Source organism: Paenibacillus sp. FSL K6-1230 (genome assembly GCF_038002385.1).
GTDB classification, from domain to species: domain Bacteria; phylum Bacillota; class Bacilli; order Paenibacillales; family Paenibacillaceae; genus Paenibacillus; species Paenibacillus massiliensis.
On the sequence record NZ_JBBOCK010000001.1, the window covers coordinates 1,263,244 to 1,280,036 of the forward strand.

Sequence of the window (16,793 nt, forward strand, 5' to 3'; positions counted from 1 at the left end):
GAGCTGTTCCCAAGGTTATTGAACGACTTGTTTGAACGGTTATTCTAAATTCATTCGATTGGAAATTTTAGTATTGAAGTTAGGGCACTGACATGATTATAATAACTTCAGTGGATTTTTTGTACTGGATGGTCAGTTCAAAAAAAGGAGGAAGCATGAAAAATCAAACGAAGGAGCTCATCTTCAATGGTGCACTGAGGGCCTTTTCCGAACGTGGCTATAACGAGACCAATATGGAAGAGATCGCACGGGCATGCAGCATTGCCAAAGGCACGTTGTACTATAATTTCAAGAACAAGCAGGAGCTGTATATCTTCATTCTCAAGACAGGTATGGACCGATTCGTGGAGCAAATGAAGCAAAGCATGGATCTGATTCCAACGGAGAATGTCATGGAGCGGGTGGAGCAACTCTTTGAGCTTCATTTCAAATTCATGAGGGAGGAACAGGATTTTTGCCGATTGCTCGTCAGTAAGGGCTGGGTCGTCAATGAGCATCATTTTGATATTCGCCAGGTGCTAGATAGCTACTTTACCTACATGGAGAACGAGATTGATTCTGCCAAGCAGCTTGGGTTCATTGCACAGGAGCTCGACACCAAGACGATTACCAATTGTGTCTTCGGGATCTACATCTTCATGCCGATGAGCGTCGTTATTGGGGGAGACGGTGTTCCCGACCCGCAGATTCGCAGAACGGTAAGAACATTCATTTACAATGCATTGGGGCTGAAGGCTCCGCAATTATAATCAATTCATGGAGTGGATTAGAGATGACTATAAAGAAATATACAATTTATGCAGGTATTATACTTATCATTGCATTGGGCTTCTACGCACTGTTCGCTTTCCAGGGTACACAGACAACTTCTGGACAATCTGATTTCTCGGGTACTTCAGGAACTGTAGAATCAGACGTCATTAATGCGAGCTTCAAGACAAGTGGCCGCATCTCCGAATTGCTAGTGAATGAAGGGGATAAAGTTACTAAAGGCCAAGTTATTGCTCGGATCGAAAATAAAGAGCTAGAGGATAAAGTGAAGCAGGCTGAAGCAGCCCTGCAAGCAGCCAAAGCCAATGTCTCCAAGGCTAAAGCAGGCGTAAGCCAAGCCGAAGCAACGGTAGGCGCAGCTGAAGCCAAGAAGAGTCAAGGCAATACTGCGGTAGGTGTGACGTCCCAGACCGTTGAGAGCCAGATTGCCCAGGCCAAAGCAGCATCAGCAGCCGCGAAGGCAAAGCTGGATGCACTCAAGACGGGAGCTCGGCCACAGGAGATTCAACAGGCGCAGCTGAACCAGCAGGTTGCCAAGTCTGCATATGAGCTGGCGACTACGCAGCTACAGCGTATCCGTGATCTGAAGGATGCAGGCGCGGCTACGCAGGCCCAACTGGATCAAGCTACATTGGATCATTCACAGGCAAAAACTAAGTATGAGGTTGCCAGCCAACAACTGGACCTGATCCAGCAGGGCAGCCGAAGTGAAGAAATTGCAGCTGCAGAAGCTCAATATCAGCAAGCCCTTGCTGCTGTGAAGGAAGCCCAAGCCGGAGCAGGGCAAGTGACGTTGAAACAGGAGGATGTCAAGGCGGCTCAAGCCTCTGTAGAACAGGCTCAATCTGCAGTGAAGCAGGCGCAATCCACTGTGGAGGGTGCTGAGTCCCAAGTAGCACAAGCCGAAGCGGCGTTGCAGGAAGTACAGACGTATGTAGGATATTCTGAATTACTTGCACCGGCTGACGGAGTCATTCGCTCCAAGACGTTGAACCTGGGAGAGCTGGCTAGTGCAGGCTTCGCTGTATATACCATTGAGACAACCGGCGAGCGCTGGGCCAAATTCTATGTACCAGAGACACAGCTGAACGGTCTTCATGTAGGCGATGAAGTTCAAGTGAGTCTGCTGTCGGATCAATCTGTGGTCAAAGGAAAGGTTGCTGTAATGGATGCAGCAGCAGACTTCGCAACACAAAGACCGAGTCAGAACTCCGGTGATACGGATGTGCGTTCCTTTGGAATCAAAGTACTGCTGACGGATCTGCCAGATACCGTACCGACAGGCTCTACCGTATTCCTGCAGCAAGGGGCACATTAATATGGATGACAAACTGACAATCAGGGGCGTTCTTGCCCAGGAGTTCCGACTGCTGATTGCAGATCGAAGATTGCTGTTAATCTTGCTGGCTACGCCTATCCTTTATACGATATTATTTGGCTTCTTATACATGAATCAACGAATTACAGAAATGCCTGTGACGGTGTATGACGGCGATCAATCGCAGCTTAGCAGACAGATTGTTCAGGCGTTCGATGCGACAGATACGTTTGCCGTGAATCGGCAGGTCTTTAATGAAGACGAAGTCGTCAGACAGGTGGAGTCCGGTGAGGCTAAGGTAGGCATTATCATACCTGATAATTTCTCGAATCGGATCAAGCATGGAGAGAACATACCAGTCATGACACTTATAGATGGTAGTAATATGATGTATTCCAATAGTGCAAGCCGGATTGCGAATCAGGTCATCAGTAGCATTAGTGCAGGAGTATCCACCAAATCGCTGGAAATGAAGGGAATGAACCCGGATCAGGCTGCAGCGACGTTCAGTGCGATTCCGTTCCGCTCGCGGGTGTTGTTCAATCCGACCTATGATTATCAGCTCTTCATGCCTATCGGTGTACTTGGCGCAGCCTTGCAGCAATGCTTGCTGCTTGGAATTGCACTATCCTGTACCGGGGAGAAGGAGCGAGGAACATGGGCACGCTTCGGTGCCTGGCGCCATACGCCTTGGCGGCTGGCCATCGCCAAGCTGACTCCGTATTTCCTGGCTGGAGCGATCAACACGGTGACTGTATTCGGCATTAGCGCGTTAGGCTTCGGGATTCCGTTCAATAGTCAGCTGTTACCGTTCGTATTAGTATCACTGGCGTTCAATTTTGCACTCTGCGGGCTTGGCTTCCTGTTCAGTCTTATCTCGACGACGAAGGTCAATGCTACACAGGTGCTGATGCTCATCGCAGTTCCTTCCTTTATGCTATCGGGATATACTTGGCCAATTGAAGCGATGCCTGGATTTATTCAGGGGATTAGCCATGCGCTTCCGCTGACGTATTATCTGGAGGCTGTGCGCAATCTGACCCTGAAGGGCTTGGGGATGGACTACGTCCTGAAGGATGTTCTGGCATTAGGGCTTATAGGGTGTATTACCTTGCTCGTGTCATTCGTGATCTACCCGTTGTGGTTCAGACAAAAACAGACTAATGAGCAAGGTTCGGCGATTCTGGCGGATGATAATGCGGTTCGCGGCCAAGCCAGTCAGGGATGGAGTAGATAATATAACAAAGGTCGAGGCAGGCTCTTACACAGAGCTACTTCCTCGACCTTTACGTTGTGCAGTTAATGTTTTACAGATCCAGATCCAACTAAACTTTTTACACGATAACGGAGAGGGCAGAAACAACGTGGAGAAGCGTAGCGTTCGCATTTATCCCCGGATTGCCCCTTTAAAAAGAAAATTAAAAGAAATCTGGGGATAACAGCGATCGGAATGTTGTTCTGTCATCGGAGTGGCCAGTGTAAATACTCTTTTAGTTAACTTATAATAAGTTATTGCAATTCTTCAATGGAGTTGACATTCACGTAAGCAGGGACAACCAGCCCCGTCTTCACACCTGTCATATTCGCGCCGAGATCATCAAGCTGGTCCTTGTATTGGTTCCAGTAATCGGCGTGTGTAAGCGGAAGCCAAGCAGCAGGAGAAGCGTCCACATCGCCATTGGCGACTCCCGTCCACATCGGTCCAGCCTCTACCTGCAGAGCCTGCACGGTGTAGCCCAGCTTGTTCTCCATGACATACTTCAGCAGGTTCGTACTGGCAATCTCGGAATCCCAGGCCACATAGCTGAATTTGAAGGTATCACCATTCACAGGTGTCAACCCCTCGGTCCAGACGTCAACCTTGTCACTGTGCTTCTCAGCCCAATCCTGAGCTGCCTGCTCAGGGCTTGTGCCTGCCTGAATAGCGATCATCATCTCACCCATGTCGTCAGCGGTCCATTCGAAGCGGTTCAGGAACTCGTATGCGACAGGATGGTCCTCCTTCAGACCTTTTCGGGCAATGGTATGGATCTCTTCCGCATCACCGTAAGTTTTCTTAGGGTCCTCCAGATACTTCAGATCATACTTGTTGAACATCCAGTGCGGCGTCCAGCCGGTAATGATGATCGGCTGCTCGCTCCGCACGGCCTTGTCGAGTTCGGCAGTCATGGCTGCACCGGAACCCTCGATCAGCTTCCAATCCGACAGACCATAGTCTTCAATGGCCTGTGCTGTTGATTTCATAATCCCTGCTCCAGCATCAATACCAACGATCTGGTATTTGAACTCCTCACCGACAGCGGCGGTATTATCATTATTGGAGGCAGCTGTATTGCCGCCTTTCAGATCCTCAATGGAGTTGACATTCATATAGGCAGGGACGACCAGTCCCGTCTTCACGCCTGTCATATTCGCACCCAGGTCGTCAATCTCACCCTTGTATTTGTCCCAGTAGTCGGCATGTGTTAATGGTAGCCAAGCTGCTGGGGATGCATCGACATCGCCACTGGCGACTCCCGTCCACATCGGTCCAGCCTCTACCTGCAGAGCTTCGACTTTGTAGCCCAAACGATTCTCCAACACATACTTCAGCAGATTGGTACTGGCAATCTCGGAATCCCAAGCCACATAGCTAAGTTTGAAGGTATCGCCACCTACAGGGGGCAAGCCATCAGTCCAGGCATCGACTTTGTCGCTGTGCTTCTCAGCCCAATCCTGTGCTGCTTGCTCTGGACTTGTGCCATCCTGAATAGCAATCATCATCTCGCCCATGTCGTCTGAGGTCCATTCGAAGCGATTCAGGAACTCGTAAGCGACAGGGTGATCTTCTTGAAGACCTTTACGTGCAATGGTATGAATTTCTTCTGCTTCACCATAAGACTTCTTGGGATCTTCTAGATATTTCAAGTCATATTTATTGAACATCCAGTGCGGCGTCCAGCCCGTGATAATGATAGGGGCTTCGTTACGAATAGCCTTGTCCAGCTCAGCGGTCATGGCTGCTCCAGAGCCTTCTACCAGTGTCCAGTCACTTAATTCATAATCCTCGATGGCCTTCTGCGTGGACTTCATAATTCCAGCACCAGCATCAATACCGATAATTCGGTAGTCCACGGCCTCGCCTGCACTGGAGCTGGCTTGATGATTACCAGAAGCAGAGGAGTCATTGCCAATGAAATATTGGGATGCACCAGCGATCAGAATCACTACACCCGCAGCAGCAGCGATCAGCGCTTTTTGCTTGCTGGTCACACGACTCTGTTTTTTACGCCCCGAATTGAACAGGTTCTGTGTGAAGCGGTCAAGTACAATAGCCAGGACGACGACGGCCAGACCAGCTTCGAAGCCTTTACCAATCTGCAATTGGGTTACAGCACGATAGACCTCAGCACCAATACCTTGTGCCCCGATCATGGAAGCGATGACGACCATCGACAGAGACAGCATGATCGTCTGATTAATACCGGCCATGAGTGTTGGCATAGCCAGCGGCAGTTGTACCTTGAAGAGCTTCTGACCCGAGGTCGAACCAAAGGCATCTGCAGCCTCGACGAGCTCGCCGGATACTTGAGTGATCCCGAGGTTGGTCATACGAATCGTTGGCGGAATTGCGAAAATCACAGACGCAATGACACCTGGAACAACACCGAGACTGAAGAATGTTACAGCCGGTAGTAAGTATACGAATGCAGGCATCGTCTGCATAAAGTCCAGCAGTGGTGTAATGATTCGAGATGCTGTCTTGCTGTAAGCACACCAGATACCAAGCGGTACACCGAGTAGCACGGAGATCAGCGCCGAGGTAATGACAAGACCCAGCGTATCCATCGTCTGACTCCAATAGCCAAGATTATCAATCAGCAGGAATCCGAGCACGGTGAACAATGTTAACGGTACCCGTCCTACCAGGTAAGCAATTATTCCTAGAATGATTATAAATACAATCGGATGTGGCAGCATAAAGAGTCCTGAGAAGAATCCTACAATGCTGAAAATAACGGTAGAGATAACGCTGAACAATCCTTCCAGGTTCACCGCCATCCAATCAACAATACTTTGAACCCATTCAGCGAGTGGTATTTTCGGCATGCTCAGACACCTCCTTCAATGAGACTTCTCCGCCGAGAGCACCCAGCAGGGCACCACGTACAATGACTCCTTGCAGCTTGCCGTTCTGATCTACGACGGCCAGCGGAACCTTAGAGGAGCTTGTAATCTCGAACAGATCATTCATGACGGTATCCGGTGCTACCTGCGGTCCATCTGTTATTAGAATATCCTGCAGCTTCTTGTCTGCCTTCAGGGCAGCCGCAGCATCTTCAGCAGTAATGACTCCCAGCAGCTTCTTGGAGCGGTCGATGACAAACAGATTGGATATCCCGCGTTCGCGCATGAGCTCCAGGGCTACACGAGGACCACGATCCAGTGTTATCGTCTCGGGTCTGCGCATGACATGCGCTGCTGTAAGTACTTTGGACAAATCCACGTCTTCCACGAAACGCGCCACATACGAGTTGGCAGGCTGAATCATGATCTCTTCCGGAGTCCCGATCTGTACGACGGCTCCGTCCTTCATCAAGGCAATGCGGTCACCGATTCGCAGCGCTTCATCCAAGTCGTGGGTAATGAAAATAATCGTTTTCTTCATTTTATCCTGCAGTTCAAGCAATTCATCCTGCATGTCGCGGCGAATGAGCGGGTCCAGGGCACTGAAGGCTTCGTCCATCAGCAGTACCTCAGGATCATTGGCTAATGCACGAGCTAGACCTACACGCTGCTGCATCCCACCGCTTAGCTCATCTGGCATCTTGTCTCCCCAATGCTTGAGGCCGACCAGTTCCAACGATTGCTCTGCCTTCTGTCTGCGTTCAGCCTTGTCTACATTCTGAACTTCCAGTCCATATTCTACATTCTCCAGCACAGTACGATGCGGGAACAATGCGAATTTCTGGAACACCATACTGATCGTCTTGCGCCGAACTTCCCGTAGCTGTTCCTTGTTCATTTTGCGCAAATCCTTGCCATGCACAAGAATCTCGCCGGAGGTCGGCTCAATCAGACGATTGAACATACGTACAAGTGTAGATTTACCACTACCGGACAAGCCCATAATGACGAAAATCTCACCTTGCTGAATATCCATATTGGCCCGGTTGACCCCTACGGTAATATTCTTTTCCTTATTCAGTTTTTCCTTAGTCCATCCTTGCTCAAGCAGGGATACGCCTTGTTCGACGTTAGGACCGAATAGCTTGCTGACATTTCTGACTTCCAAAATAGTCATATATCCACCTCTTCTCTCTATCTTTCGCTTTCCATTAACCCCGTTGGTGCTTGTATGGCGATTGATGCAAAGTTAAGGGATTGCTTACGAAAGCTAATTGTATGAATGACCGTAGGCTTCGTTCGCAACGTTGATAATTGTAACAGACAGTCTACGTTTCTTTCAACCGAAAAATCTGTTCATAAGGAACGTACAGAAAAAACTGTATGAAATTATCCTCTAATATCCTCCACTATGCTCTCAATAGCTTTAACATTCGTAACTTTACTTTGCTTTATTCTTTTCTGTAGAATAGACAATAATCAGAAATATAAGCAAAAAGCAGACTTTTGAAACCGAATGTTAATGAAAAGGAAGCAAAGTAGTGAAAAAATGCATGTTCTTTTCTTAAATAATGTAAACAAATTCTATATAATTACAAAAAAGACACCAGAGAGCTTTTACAGCTTCATATTTAGAATGAGCAAGCGGGATTGGCATGATTCATGTCGGGTCCCGCTGTGTCATGAAATAGGAGAGCATCTGGCGGAGTAAGAACATGCGAGTTACATTCCTCTGGAAGCAGAGAAGCAAATATAAGAAGTATTGAAGCAAGAATAGCTGATAGGAGGTTGCAAGCATGAGCTTGGACCAATTGACTGAAGTGCAGCAGGAGACGCTGCAGAAGATTCGTAAAAGAGTGATTGAGGCCATTGGTAAAAATATGGATCTATATGGTGTAACTCTATCTACAGGGCACCTGTATGGGCTGCTGTTCTTCGCGGACCATCCCATGACGCTGGACGACATGGGACGTGAAATGGAAATGAGCAAGACCAGCATGAGCACGAGCATGAGAACACTGCTTGATCTGAAAATGGTCAATAAAGTGTGGAATAAAGGCTCCAGAAAGGATCTGTACGAAGTAGAGATGGATTGGCATCAGACCTTCGCAGATTTTTTCGCGATCAAGTGGCGTAAAGCTGTCGAAATGAATCTCCAGGTCATGCGCAAAGCCATCTACGAAATGGACAAGTTACTGGACCAGGAATTGGAGAATGATGAACTTAGGAAAATATTGGAGCATGATCGTGATAAAATGAAGCAGGCAGTATCTTTTTACAAGTGGCTGGATCGTCTGATTGACGCTCTGGAGGATGAAGAAATCTACAAGCTGGTGCCAAAAGAAGAGCAGTGAGCCGAAGGCTGTCTCACAGGATGATACCGCCGTGGAGTAGCTGCCTGAATGAGGCCTCAGATCCTAAATGTATATTTGATGGGGAGGTATTCAAATGTCAGACGGTCGTGTCCAGACACAGTACGGATGGTTACAAGGTACAGAGGAACAGGGTGTATGGGTATGGAAGGGAATTCCTTATGCAAGTCCACCGGTTGGAGAACTGCGCTTCAAGGCCCCTGAGCCACCCTCCAGCTGGGAGGGCATCCGCGATGCTGCACAATTCGGCCCCGTATGTCCACAGCCAGGCAAGAGTAGTGAGGGAATCTTTGGGTCAAGAGCGGAGCAGCCAGATCCTGCTGAGGATTGCTTGTATTTGAACATATGGAGCCCAGCATTGGCAACTGAGGCTACAGCGGTATCTTCTGTGGGCAAGCCTGTCATGGTGTGGATTCACGGTGGCTCTTTCGTAACGGGCTCTGGCAGCATGTCCTTGTATGACGGGCGTACACTTGCACAGCAAGGAGATGTGGTGGTCGTAACGATCAACTACCGTTTGGGACCGCTGGGCTTCTTGCATCTGTCATCGTTTGACCCAGAGCTGGCGTCCAATGCGGGCCTACTGGATCAAGTGGCTGCCCTCCGATGGGTACAGGAGAATATCACGGCCTTCGGCGGTGATCCTGAGAACGTAACCGTGTTTGGGGAGTCTGCTGGTGCCATGAGCATCGGGGCGCTGCTAGCTATGCCTTCGGCAAAGGGATTGTTCCAGCGGGCCATTATGCAAAGTGGGGCATCACAGGTGCTGGAGGCCAACAAGGCGCACGCAATCGCGGCAGCTTTTCTGAAGGAGCTGGGTGTAGAGCAGCCAACCGTTGAGCATCTGTCAGCCATACCGCTGGAGGATATTACGATGGCAACCTATAAGCTGCACCAGAAGGTTGGCTCTGCCGGGATTACGTTGCTATTCCAGCCCGTGGTGGATGGGAATACTTTGCCAGAGGAGCCGCTGTCCTGTATTCAATCCGGCCAAGGAGCTCAGGTACCACTGCTCATCGGAACGAATCTGGACGAAGGGGCCTATTTCGTTCGCGAACCAGAGCATCTCATCAGTCCCGAAATGGCAGTACAAGCGATCTATGCATTGACAGGATTGGAGAATGGGGAAGAACTGCTGCGGTATTATCCAATGACCGTCGAGGGGCAAAGCAAATTCATGACTGAGCTGTATTTCTGGCGCTCAGCTGTACAGTATGCCTCAGCACAAGCAAGACACCAATCCGTGTGGATGTATCGGTTCGATTGGTCACTTGCAGGCCACCCTTTTCTGGGAAAAGCAGTGCATGGAGCAGAGATCGCCTTCGTATTCGGTAACCTTGAGCTATTGACTGGACTTGGCATTCATCTCACTGAGGACATGAAGGAGCTGTCGAGACAAATGCTGTCGGCCTGGGCTGCCTTTGCCCGGACGGGCGATCCCGCAACGGCGGCGCTGCAATGGCCCGCCTATGAGACGACACAGCGTGTAACGGCGGTGTTTGATCAGGAGCTCAGTCTCGTCTCGGACCCGGATGCAGACAAGCGTAGACAATTCACGGGTGAAGCGAGCTAGCGGATTGTGACAAATCAGGTCGTAGTAGGAGAGGTTAATGAGAGGTTATATCGTGGGTACATAACAATTCCATGTGTGACCAATATCAGTTAACTCATAGGATGAATGCCTAGTAACAGGTGAGTACATTGAAGTAACCAAGGTAAGTGCCTTATAGTACAACAAGAGAAGGGCGATATCAGTAGTCAACTTTGACTCTGGTATCGCCCTTGGCGTTTATTAGATTTAATGAGTTGGGGAGATCCTAGATCAATGAACAGCAGGCTTAACAGTGGTCGACAGGGCTCCCCACTTGCAGCGGCTCTATACTCATATTTGATCTGCTTAAGATACTAGCTTAGGTTCCATGGCCGGTTCTTTATGCTGACGGGAAATGATGAACAAGGTGGCCCAGATCAGCATGAAGCCCGTGAGCTGGGGCAGCGTGACCATCTCTCGAAATGCAATCCAATTGATGATGACACCGATCATTGGAAAGCTTAGCTCAGCTAGCGTAGCATATGACGCCTTGGTGGTTGCGAGACCTTTGTAGTACAGGAACATACTGAGCAGTCCAGGCAAGAGGGCCTGAAGAATCAGGTTGAGCGTAACAGCACCTGCAGCCATTAGTCCAGCCGGGAACTGCCATGGAGCACCTTCTACAGCTGTAACGATCATCAACAGCGGCAAGGCCAGCATGAAGCGAAGAGAAGTTACCGTCTCGTATTTCATGGTGCCAAGCAGATAGCGTCCCATAACCGTAGATCCGCCCCACAGAGCCGCAGCTCCCAGAGAGAGCAAGCTTCCCATCTGGATGAATTCGTTGACATGACCAAAAGGCAGGGACCAGCCAAAGGTAAGCATATAGGTACCAGCCAGTGCGATTACCAGTAACCAGCCAAAGTGCTTCGGCAGCATTTCTTTCAGAATGAAGCGCGCTAGGATAATAGCACACAGTGGTTGGAGCTTTTGCAGTAGCAGGACGGCATTCGGATTGCCATCTGCCAAAGCCATGGTGAACAGGATGGTAGCTACTGCCGAACCGCCCCAGGATACAATGAACAGGGCGACAGCATGGCGAAGGCGAATACGCTTCAGCTCTTCCCGATGCTTCCAGAGGATAGGAGCTGCACATAAGAATAGCAGGACATGCTCCAGAAGGACGATCTGCGCGGAGGTTAGAGTGTCCAACAGCAGAATGCGGAACAGTGGATCAACGCCCCAGAGGGCTGCACCAAGGACGACCAGCCAAAAGCCGCTGTTCATTTTCGGTCTGGAAAAGCTAACAGAGGTTGCAGTAGTATCGCTCATGCTTTAAGACTCCTTTATGAATACAGGACCGGTGATGACGACAAAAGCCCCCGAAATACACGGATAAGGTGTACGCTCGGGGGCTAATCAAATAAACCAGTTCAGCATATATAGGATAATTGTAGGTATGTGAAATAATACACGTATACCTAAACCACCAGCTATACATACAAAAGGCTTAATGTGTCGATCTTCTTCCATCCGGACTATACCGTCGGCTCTGGCATCTCACCAAATCAGTCATACACTTATGGAAGCGCATGAGTCGCGGGCTCAGCTCTCATTAGAGCTATACCGCCGGTTGGGACTTTCACCCTACCCCGAAGATCCTTATTCCGTTTTTTTAGTTACTTACAGAATATATTGATTTTATGATTTCGTCCAGTGAAAAATATATGAAAATGTAAAAAGAATCTTGCCGTTTTACATGATTTTTCTCATTGCACAGATCATGATCTTATTACATGAATTTATTCCGATAAGAAAAAAGGAATTAGCTGCTTTTTACTCAATCCAAGGCACCAGCTTACAACCTCTTACTTCAGTGGAAAATACCCTGTCGCCTCGACCAGAGACTGGCCTTCCTCAGAGACGATCCATTGCAGCAACTTGGTTACACTTGGCTTCGGTGGCTGCCTGAGCTTTCCTTGGCGTTCAGCCGTCACCGCATAGAATTCTGAAATGATCGGATAAGCTCCGCTCTGGATCGCTGCTGTGTCGGGTAGAGCTCCATCGACAGCAAGCAGCTTGATTCCGTCATTTTTGTTCATGCTGGTAGTGAAGTGGTGAAAGGAGTATCCGATGGCATTTTTGTAATTATGGTAGCCAGCCGCTTGCTGAATAATTCCGCCCATCCCGGCGATCACATCCTCGGTAATGGCAGGCATAGGCTCCTCATCGCCGAGAAATTTCTGCAGCATCGCCTGACTGCCGCTATTTTCAGGCCGCTGGAACGCCTTGATGGGTTCGTTGTTGCCTCCGACCTGATTCCAATTCGTGATGCGTCCCGTGTAAATATCCTTAATCTGTTCGCTGGTCAGAGCTGTGACAGGATTATCCTTGTGGACAAAGAATACAAAGGCTTCGCGACCCACGGGAGTTAGCTTCAGATCAAGCCCCGATTCTGCGGCCATCTTCTGATGGACTTCCCCGGGTGACATGGCGAATATGATATCCGACTCGCCCATGATAAGCTGCTCATAGGCACGTCCAGTGCCTGAGCCCATCACTTCACTGTTATACAGGGTGTACTCCTTCTCAGGATATACAGCTTGCACGAAGGCTGAATACAGTGGATACAGTGCCGTCGCTCCATCCAGACGCGGCAGATCATCTGTGGCTGACAGGGTAAAGGAAGCCTTGTGTCCGAGCGCGGCTACGGTACCCTTGTTCTGGAAGGGCTGGTATTGCTCGATATCCACGTCCTGCACACTGTTGATTTCAAGGCTTTTGTGATACATATGATTGATTTCGTAGCCGCCAGCTGTCAGAAGACAGATACCCAACATCACTACGGAGAGCTTGTGGAACAGTCGCCGAGTGCGGAATGCACGGAAATTGAACAGAATGATATATAGCGCCAAAATGCCAATAACAATCAATAGCATAGGAATGTAGAACCTCTGGGTGTCCATGCTGAACGAAATAATGAATAGCAAAATGAAGCCTGTGAACAGCAGGAGTGCCAGTAACAGTAAAGTCACGGCAACCTGTCCAACGATTTTTAGGATCACGATCGTACCTCTTTTCTGGTAGCTTTATATTTGTCTTCCAAAAACCCCCTTTATTCAAGATAACGGCAGTTCTACAGGGGATCAAGGCCAGGAGAGATGGAGAAGGTGACAGTTTGGAATCATTTTTGGAACTATTTAAGAGATCCGTCCCTTTATTCACTCGAAAGAGTATGCCGTGCAAATTCACAACCCGGCTTGTCATGCTAGTCTGCATAAATCGAACAAGTCCCTCATAGACATGTACTATTCCGAATCAAAACATGTGCTGAAGGGGTTGATGATATGCGCCGGAGTTCATGGATGCTTGCCATGATCATGTGCGTGATCGTGCTGGTTGCCGGGTGCGGCAAGAAAAGCGCGGACGATGTAGTAAAGGATTTGAGTAATGTGGTCAGCGGGATGGATAGCTACCACGGCACGGCGCTGATGACACTGCATACAGGAGAGACGCCGCAAGAGTACTTGGTTGATGTGTCGTATCGTAAGCCATCCTACTATCGAATTGCCATGACCAATGAGAACAAGGATGTTACCCAGATTGTGCTTCGCAACGATGAAGGTGTCTTCGTCCTGACGCCAAGTCTGAACAAGAGCTTCCGCTTCAAGAGTGACTGGCCCGACAATCAAGGTCAGGTCTACCTGTATGAGACACTTGTGCGTAGTATTATTGGAGACAAGACCCGCCAGCTTGCCAGTGGCGAGAATGCATACGTCTTTGACGTAGCAGCGAACTATAACAGCAGCTCTCTTGTACGTCAGAAGATCTGGCTCAATAAAGAAAATTATGCGCCGCAGCAGGTTCAGGTGTCGGACGCGAATGCGAAGGTGCTGGTCGATCTCAAATTCAGTGATTTCAAATTCGGCACTAAATTCAACAAGGACGCCTTCGATATGGAACGTAATATGACCGCGGGCAGCACAGCTGTTCCACAAGCAGGTACCCCGGAGGCGTCAGGGGCAGAGGCAGCTGTCGATACGAATAATACGCAGCAATCCCAAGAGCCAGGATCAGCTGAGGGACAAGGAGAGAAGACTGACGAGGCAACTGGGAACGAGCAGCAGGGGACATCAAGCGAGGGTGCTGAGGATAAGGCAGGCAGCCAGCAGCCGTCTGCTGTTGAACCTTCCACCGATCCATCTACAGAGCAATCGGCAGAAGAGGGAGAAGGGGTCGTCGATCCGACCATGAGCGAATTTGGCTTGATTGAGCCTACCTATCTCCCAGAAGGGGTACAAATGCGCGATATGCCTGTCATTACCGACAGCAGCAATCATGCTGTCATGATTCGCTATGAAGGACAGTACAATTTCACCATCGTAGAAGCCAGACCTCAGGATCGGGCCGTGTCCCTGTCAGCAGGTAGCCTCATTGATATGGGCTTCGGAGTGATGGGTGTACTGACTGGAGATCAGCAGCGGACCTTGACCTGGATGAACGATGGGGTCGAATTCAGAATTACGAGCGCGGATCTACCGGTCAGCGAGATGACCAAGATTGCCGCTTCTATGCAGGATCAATCGGGTAAATAACATCATAACGGCGGATATTGACGGTCCAGAGCCAAGCCTCTGCTCCGCCGATATCCGTCTTTTATTGTTTTTTTTGCACGGTGTGAGAGGGCGATCAACCTTCCGGTAGCAGCTTCATTGACAGTCGGTTCGCAGAACATTAACATAGTTCTATTGACCAGAGCATCTTGTCAGGTAGTACTGGCCAAGCACAGGTGTATGGCGTGCTGACAAATGCTGGCGAAGGACTCTCAGAAATGAAGGTGAGGAATTGGAAGGACATTACAGACCGACCAGGGCCGAAATCAATTTGAATCACATTGAAGCTAATTATATGGCCTTTCGGCAGGCGCTCCCGTCGACCCAGAAGGTGCTTGCATGCGTAAAGGCAAATGCCTATGGTCATGGAGCTGTCGAAGTATCCAGGGAGCTGGAGAGAATAGGTGCTGATTATCTCAGCGTAGCGTTTCTTGATGAAGCGCTGGAGCTGCGTCATGCAGGCATCACGCTTCCCATTCTGGTGCTCGGTTATACAGGACCGCATGGGGTACAGATAGCATGGGAGCATGACATTACCATCACACTATTCTCCCCAGAGGTGCTGGAAGCTATAGCCCGACTGGATCGTAGTGGCGATTTGCGCAGGCTGAAGGTCCATATCAAGATCGACAGTGGCATGGGACGCCTGGGACTACTTCCGGGAGAAGACGCTGTAGCCTTCGTTAATCGTGTGCTGGAGACAGAGCAGGCTGAACTGGAAGGGCTGTTCACTCATTTTGCCCGTGCAGATGAAGAAGATAAAGAATATACATTGGAGCAATATCGCAGATTCTGGAGTGTGGCAGAGACGTTATCAGAGCAAGGCATCAACATTCCCATTATACATACGGCTAATAGTGCAGCAGCACTGGATACGCCAGGACTCTCGCCGAATATGGTGCGGATCGGCATATCGCTGTATGGGCTGTATCCGTCCGATGAGGTGAATCATGAGCAGGTGTACTTGAAGCCCGTATTGACCTTGAAGACAGAGCTGGTATATGTCAAGACCCTGCCCCCCGGCTGGGGAATCAGTTATGGTACCCGCTATGTTACTACGGAAGAGGAGTGTATAGGGACGTTGCCCGTTGGCTATGCCGATGGATATTCGCGTATGCTGACTGGCAAAGCCGAGGTCCTCGTTCGTGGAAGTCGTGTGCCTGTCGTCGGAACGATCTGTATGGACCAATGCATGGTCCTTCTCCAGGATTTTGCGAATGCTGCCAAGCCAATTCATGCCGGTGAAGAGGTTGTTCTCATCGGTCAGCAGTCAGACGGCTGCATCCGTGCTGACGAGCTGGCCTCCAAGCTGGGTACCATCCACTATGAAGTGGTCTGCATGCTTGCGGCGAGAGTGCCGCGTGCGTATTTGCGAGACGGTGTAAGGATTGCTCTTACGAATCCCTTGCTGACCTCTCGTGAGGAATAGTCTGATTGATTTCCATCTCCATGAATCGACAAGTCATACCACCATTAACGCGAATAACGCGAAGGTTACAAAACCGGTTCTCCTTGATTGGTAATATTTAACGAGGAAATGACAAGAGAAACCATATAAACTAGCAGGAGTTCGCCATTTGCATCTCGAATTATAAAATCTAGACGGTAAAATTGTTGTATAGAGACGATTTCCTATCGTTTTTCAGATCGAGAAGCACTGTACGTAGGCGGTCCGTGTAGTTTATAATGGGATACAGCATAGTTGATATACGGAGCACATATATTATTCTTGTATAAATTACCGTGAATAACGTTATAATGGTACAATGGCGACAAGGTTTGTGGGGGTGGAAGTAACGTTGGCCAATTTGCAGAGCACGAAAAGGATCATGATCAGTCTTCCAGATCATCTTTTGCAGGAAGTGGACGGGATTGTAGCTATGGAAAATTCCAACCGCAGTGAATTCATCAGACAGGCCATGAAGTTGTATTTGAACGAGCGTAAGAAGCGTTATATCCGTGAAGCGATGCAGCGCGGATATATGGAGATGGCGAAGATTAATCTTACCATGGCATCCGAGGCGTTTCACGCGGAGGAAGATGCAGACAGCACTCTGGGCCGCACAGTAAGCGGGGTGTAA

The 16,793-nt window shown here is 49.3% G+C and carries 12 protein-coding genes and 1 riboswitch; of the genes, 8 read left to right on the top strand and 4 right to left on the bottom strand.

From position 1 onward, the window contains the following. Positions 1-155 precede the first annotated feature (155 nt). The 3 genes from MKX74_RS05470 to MKX74_RS05480 are packed head-to-tail and all read left to right on the top strand — an operon-like array spanning position 156 to position 3,326. Positions 156-749, top strand: a complete 594-nt coding sequence (locus MKX74_RS05470) for a TetR/AcrR family transcriptional regulator (RefSeq protein ID WP_341177754.1) — start codon at positions 156-158, stop codon at positions 747-749. Between the two features lie 23 nt (positions 750-772). Beyond that, a complete protein-coding gene (locus tag MKX74_RS05475) occupies positions 773-2,089 on the top strand; it encodes an HlyD family secretion protein (protein WP_018886645.1) in 1,317 nt (438 codons plus the stop codon). 1 nt (position 2,090) lies between these two features. Then, positions 2,091-3,326 carry an ABC transporter permease gene (locus tag MKX74_RS05480; RefSeq protein WP_341177755.1) on the top strand — a complete coding sequence of 412 codons (1,236 nt, stop codon included), beginning with the start codon at positions 2,091-2,093 and terminating at the stop codon, positions 3,324-3,326. 272 nt (positions 3,327-3,598) lie between these two features. On the opposite strand, the gene MKX74_RS05485 is transcribed toward MKX74_RS05480, so the two are convergent. Beyond that, a complete protein-coding gene (locus MKX74_RS05485; protein WP_341177756.1) occupies positions 3,599-6,178 on the bottom strand; it encodes a glycine betaine ABC transporter substrate-binding protein in 2,580 nt (859 codons plus the stop codon). After that, positions 6,156-7,373, bottom strand: coding sequence for a quaternary amine ABC transporter ATP-binding protein (locus MKX74_RS05490; protein WP_018886642.1), 1,218 nt, complete (start codon positions 7,371-7,373; stop codon positions 6,156-6,158). Before MKX74_RS05490 ends, MKX74_RS05485 begins: the two co-directional genes overlap by 23 nt. Positions 7,374-7,992: 619 nt before the next feature. Here MKX74_RS05490 and MKX74_RS05495 point away from each other — a divergent pair. Both MKX74_RS05495 and MKX74_RS05500 read left to right on the top strand, forming a co-directional pair. Further along, positions 7,993-8,550, top strand: coding sequence for a GbsR/MarR family transcriptional regulator (locus MKX74_RS05495; RefSeq protein ID WP_018886641.1), 558 nt, complete (start codon positions 7,993-7,995; stop codon positions 8,548-8,550). A gap of 94 nt (positions 8,551-8,644) precedes the next feature. Further along, positions 8,645-10,141 carry a carboxylesterase/lipase family protein gene (locus MKX74_RS05500; RefSeq protein WP_341177757.1) on the top strand — a complete coding sequence of 499 codons (1,497 nt, stop codon included), beginning with the start codon at positions 8,645-8,647 and terminating at the stop codon, positions 10,139-10,141. Between the two features lie 324 nt (positions 10,142-10,465). Here MKX74_RS05500 and MKX74_RS05505 read toward each other — a convergent pair whose 3' ends face one another. After that, positions 10,466-11,431 (bottom strand): DMT family transporter, encoded by a 966-nt coding sequence (locus MKX74_RS05505; RefSeq protein WP_018886639.1) that lies wholly within the window; start codon positions 11,429-11,431, stop codon positions 10,466-10,468. Between the two features lie 185 nt (positions 11,432-11,616). After that, positions 11,617-11,763, bottom strand: a riboswitch (FMN riboswitch). 204 nt (positions 11,764-11,967) lie between these two features. Next, positions 11,968-13,164 carry a PstS family phosphate ABC transporter substrate-binding protein gene (locus MKX74_RS05510; protein ID WP_341177758.1) on the bottom strand — a complete coding sequence of 399 codons (1,197 nt, stop codon included), beginning with the start codon at positions 13,162-13,164 and terminating at the stop codon, positions 11,968-11,970. Positions 13,165-13,446: 282 nt separating this feature from the next. Between MKX74_RS05510 and MKX74_RS05515 the strand changes: the two genes are divergently transcribed. The 3 genes from MKX74_RS05515 (at position 13,447) to MKX74_RS05525 (ending at position 16,793) form a co-directional block, all read left to right on the top strand. Continuing rightward, entirely contained in the window at positions 13,447-14,694 is a 1,248-nt protein-coding gene (locus MKX74_RS05515; protein ID WP_341177759.1) for an outer membrane lipoprotein-sorting protein, read from the top strand. A 250-nt stretch (positions 14,695-14,944) separates the two neighbouring features. Further along, the gene (gene alr, locus MKX74_RS05520) at positions 14,945-16,141 is read left to right on the top strand and encodes an alanine racemase (protein WP_018886636.1); all 1,197 of its coding nucleotides are present in this window, start codon (positions 14,945-14,947) and stop codon (positions 16,139-16,141) included. 370 nt (positions 16,142-16,511) lie between these two features. After that, positions 16,512-16,793, top strand: coding sequence for a CopG family ribbon-helix-helix protein (locus tag MKX74_RS05525; RefSeq protein WP_018886635.1), 282 nt, complete (start codon positions 16,512-16,514; stop codon positions 16,791-16,793).